Source organism: Microcoleus harperi Pol14_C6 (genome assembly GCF_036701295.1).
Lineage (GTDB): Bacteria > Cyanobacteriota > Cyanobacteriia > Cyanobacteriales > Microcoleaceae > Microcoleus.
This window is the reverse complement of sequence record NZ_JAUBQN010000095.1, coordinates 1-4,369: the sequence shown is the minus strand read 5'-3', so window position 1 is coordinate 4,369 and position 4,369 is coordinate 1. Positions and strand designations below refer to the sequence as shown.

General features: G+C 49.6%; 4 protein-coding genes. All 4 read right to left on the bottom strand.

Annotation, left to right across the window (positions count from 1 at the left end):
- Positions 1–154 precede the first annotated feature (154 nt).
- On the bottom strand, positions 155–1,501 hold the full coding sequence (locus QUA27_RS27015; protein WP_333072101.1) for a dihydrolipoyl dehydrogenase family protein: 1,347 nt from the start codon (positions 1,499–1,501) through the stop codon (positions 155–157).
- 275 nt (positions 1,502–1,776) lie between these two features.
- Positions 1,777–2,526, bottom strand: a complete 750-nt coding sequence (locus QUA27_RS27010) for a glucose 1-dehydrogenase (RefSeq protein ID WP_333072098.1) — start codon at positions 2,524–2,526, stop codon at positions 1,777–1,779.
- 116 nt (positions 2,527–2,642) lie between these two features.
- The gene (locus tag QUA27_RS27005; RefSeq protein ID WP_333072097.1) at positions 2,643–3,467 is read right to left on the bottom strand and encodes an alpha/beta fold hydrolase; all 825 of its coding nucleotides are present in this window, start codon (positions 3,465–3,467) and stop codon (positions 2,643–2,645) included.
- 284 nt (positions 3,468–3,751) lie between these two features.
- Positions 3,752–4,165, bottom strand: a complete 414-nt coding sequence (locus tag QUA27_RS27000; RefSeq protein WP_333072095.1) for a hypothetical protein — start codon at positions 4,163–4,165, stop codon at positions 3,752–3,754.
- Positions 4,166–4,369 lie beyond the last annotated feature (204 nt).

The window sequence follows — 4,369 nt, the reverse complement described above, 5'->3', positions numbered from 1 at the left end:
TTGCTATAAACTGAAGCTGACACTCAATTTTAATTCAGGAATAAACCTTCAGTTCGCTAGCCGAAAAGAATTCTCAATCGGGGTTTTCTTTATTTTGAGGTGCCGAGTGTGGGATAAAACCTCTTCATATATTCGGACACCCAGGCATATTATCTCAAAGCAGCAACCGTGCCAGACTGGGTAAAGCTTCACCATAGGTGGGATGGATGTGAACCGATCGCTCTAATAACTGCCAAGTTGCTCCCGCTTCCATCAGGGATAAAAATACATGAACCAGTTCAGCAGTTTCGTACCCCACTAGGGTTGATCCCAGGATTTTGTCTGTGTCGCTGTCGATTACCGTGCGATAAAACCCCAGGTCATGCCCCCACTCGATCGCACGCGCAATTTGGCTCATGGGTAACGTAACCGCACGCGCGTTGATGCCTTGTTTCTGAGCCTGTTCTAACGTCATCCCCACTCGCCCCACCTGGGGTTCTGTGTATACCGCATAGCCAAGAACGCGATCGCCTCGCGTCCGGTTTTCTCCAGACAAAATAGCTTTTAAACGGCGATAGTCCTCCCATGAAACATGAGTAAAAGCAGGCTGTTTGGCAGCATCCCCGATCGCATAAACACCAGCACAAGTGGTGTGAAACTGGTCATCAATTTTGACAAAGCCTTTATCATCTAATTCAATTCCGCTAGTGGCGGCATTTAATGCACCTGTATTGGGTTTTCGTCCGATCGCAACCAGCAAAGCTTCTCCCTGAAGTTGTTCGCCATTGCTCAGCGTCAGATTAAATACATTATTCTCATGGGCAACCTGATTTACATTCACCCCAAAATGGAGCTGAATTCCATCCTGCTTGAAGGCTTCTGCTAAGACCTCGCTGACATCAGCTTCTTCTCGATCTAAAAGGCGCGATCCCCGCACAATTAAGTGAGTCTGACTGCCCAAACGCGCCAATCCCTGCCCTAATTCCAAGCCAATATAGCCCCCTCCGATCGCCAATAAACGGGCGGGTTTAGTGCTTAAGTCAAAGAAATTGCGGTTGGTCAGATAAGGAGTTCCTGCCAGACCGGGAATCTCAGGAATCAGCGATGACGTACCCGTGTTAATAATTACTAGAGGAGCCTCAACGGTGACATCCCCACCTTTGACCGTTCGTTCACCAACAAAAGAAGCTTCAGCACAAATGACGGTGACACCCGCAGTCTCCAATCGCTTCCGAATCCCCTGATTAAAGTCGCTGCGGATTCCCCGAACTCGCTCCATAACAGCGGGAAAATCCACTTTAACCTCTGTGTTGATGCCTAATTTCTTGGCCTGACGCGCCCGACCTGCTGCATGAGCCGCTGCTAAAAACGCTTTGGACGGAGTGCAGCCATAGTTAATGCAACTACCGCCTAAAGCATCCCGCTCAAACAAGACAACCTTGCGCCCCTCATTGGCAAAATCAGTCGCCAGTGGAATGCCGCCTTGACCGCTCCCTATGACAATGACATCTGCTGTTTCCATTAGCGCTAAACTCCTTGGGGATAGTTTACTTTCATAACTCTCTCACACTCCAAGTTCAAAACTCTTTACTCGTTGAGATAGGGTTTGGATTGAGTTATCACATCCTCATTTGGCATTGCTGAAAAGTAATGATTTTCTTACGCAGGAATTTGCTTTTGAAATAGCTAAATCATTACCAAATCAGCAATGCCTTGCATGGAATGGTACCGAGTGCGGTTAAAATGCTTTAGCTTTGCGCTGTACTTCGCATACAGAAAAATGCAACGCTGTCAAAGCTAGCGAAGACCACCCGTGATATACAGAGTTTCGCCAGTAATCCATCCTGAATCAGAGGACGCAAGGAAAACGACGGCAGGTGCAATGTCTTGCGGCTGTCCGGTTCGACCCAGTGGGGTTTGCGCTTCAATTTGTTTGCGACCTTCGCTCTGAGCAATTCCCGCTGTGTGCGCACCCTCTGTTTCCACCATCCCAGGATTGATGGAATTGACACGGATGTGGCGTGAACCGAGTTCTTTGGCAAGCGACTTCGTGATGGCATCGACCGCTGCTTTGGTAGCACTATAGACTGAGCCGTTCGCGGTTGCGAGAGTGCTGACGATCGAACTGATATTGATAATGCTACCGCCTTCTGGCCCGAAGTGCTTTATACCTTGTTGTGAGGTGAGGAGCAATCCCAGCACATTGAGGTCAAATTGCTTGTGGAAGTGCTCTTCCGTGATGTTTTCCAGTGGGGAAAATTCATAAATGCCAGCATTGTTGACCAAAATATCTAGCTTGCCGAATGCTTTTTGGGTTTCTGAAAAAAGATGTTCGATCTCTGCCTTTTTAGCAACATTTGCCTGGACTGCGATCGCCTTACCGCCTGCGCTGGTAATTTGATCCACCACGCGATCGGCCCCTTCTTTGCTTGATGAATAGTTAACGACAACTGCTGCACCTTCGGCTGCCAGGTGTTTGGCGATCTCGGCACCAATACCTTTAGACGCACCTGTGACGACTGCGATTTTTCCTTCTAGTTTTTTCATGGTTATTAAATATTGTGGTTGTTGAGTTTGAACAAGCTATCCGAAACGGTTGCGAACCTAAGAGAATGCACCCGTTCGGATCTTTAACTGTGAGGTCTCACATCCGCGCATTCGCGTCAGGACTTGAGGAATTCCAGCAGGTCGGCGTTGAGTTGGTCTTTGCTCGTGTCGCCCAGGCTATGCGTTCCGCCCGGATATATCTTCAAAATCGAATTCTTGACCAGCTTCGCAGACAACAGGGCAGAAGCGCCAATCGGCACGATCTGATCGTCATCGCCATGAATAATCAGCGTTGGCACATCGAACTTCTTCAAATCTTCAGTGAAATCTGTTTCCGAAAACGCCTTAATGCAGTCATAAGCGTTCTTGTGACCAGCCATCATCCCCTGCATCCACCACGACTGGATCAGACCTTGGGAGACTTTGGCACCGGGTCGATTGAAGCCGAAAAACGGGCCACTAGCCACATCGAGGAAGAACTGCGATCGGTCAGCCAAAAACGCCGCCCGAAAGCCGTCAAAGACCTCAATGGGCAGCCCACCCGGATTGGCCTCCGTCTTGAGCATGAGCGGCGGCACTGCGCCCATCAGCACCGCCTTGGCAACCCGCGATGTTCCGTGCCGCCCGATAAACCGCCCCACTTCACCACCGCCTGTAGAGTGTCCGACCGTCACCGCATCCTTAAGGTCGAGTGCCTCGAAGAGTTCCGCCAGATCGTCAGCGTAGGTGTCCATTTCATTGCCGTGCCAGGGTTGGCTCGATCGCCCATGACCCCGACGATCGTGGGCGATGCAGCGGTAGCCGTGCGAGGCGAGAAAAAACATCTGCGATTCCCAAGCATCCGCACTCAGCGGCCAACCGTGACTGAAGACAACGGGTTGTCCTGTACCCCAGTCTTTGTAATAGATTTGCGTACCATCCTTAGTAGTGATTGTGCTCATGGGGCTCCTATGTAAATTGTGCTGATAGTTTCCCAGTCTGTATCTGATTTGGATAGTAAAGACGACTGCATCTGCGATCGGTATCCTATCGATCAATTACTACTTTATCAGTTGATACATAACTGATTTCAACAGTCTTATTTTGATGACCAGATCGCTTGCAAAGGTGGCAGATCCGCCTTTCAATCAGTTGTCTTCATTCTTCTATTTCGGTTCAATTTAGACCGCTCAAGTTCTTTGAGTTAAGATGCCAGTTAATCTTAGGACTTGCGTACTTTGTGACATCAACGAGTAACGATTAGGGCAGCTAGAGCGATCGCGACAACATCCTCAACAAGGGCAGCAGGAATTGCACCAATCCGCTCAATGGCAGCTATCCGCACCGTCCGACCACCATAGGCACCGACCAGTGCACCTACAACACCCAAGACCGCTCCAGCGAGTGCAAAACTGCTGTTTGCTCCAGTGATGAACCATCCCACAATGCCACCACTAAGAATCCGAGCAATCAACGCAGGAGGACTGGTGCGAGAGGGAATTTGCGGCAGCATATCGCCAATTAGCTCGGCCACTGCCAGGACAGCCAGAACGATCCCGATCGTGCCGCCACGCGCCAGAAATAAAGCAGCCGGGGCTGTCAAAGCTCGCAGTCCCGCCACTAACCCAAGGCCAAATGCAAAAATCAATGTCATGAACATACATAGCCCTCTTGGTAGGTTTGGATGCCATTTTGAGTTAAAACGCCACTTATCAAGTTGTGGGTGATATTTTTTGTAAAAAACTGAAGGATTGCCCGTGCGACTAGCGCAAAGCATAACTGTGAAGCAATTGTCCATCGCTTCATAGGTGAGTATTTTACGCTGTTCTCTACTCTTAATCGGAACTTACCCCCTGCGGGGCAG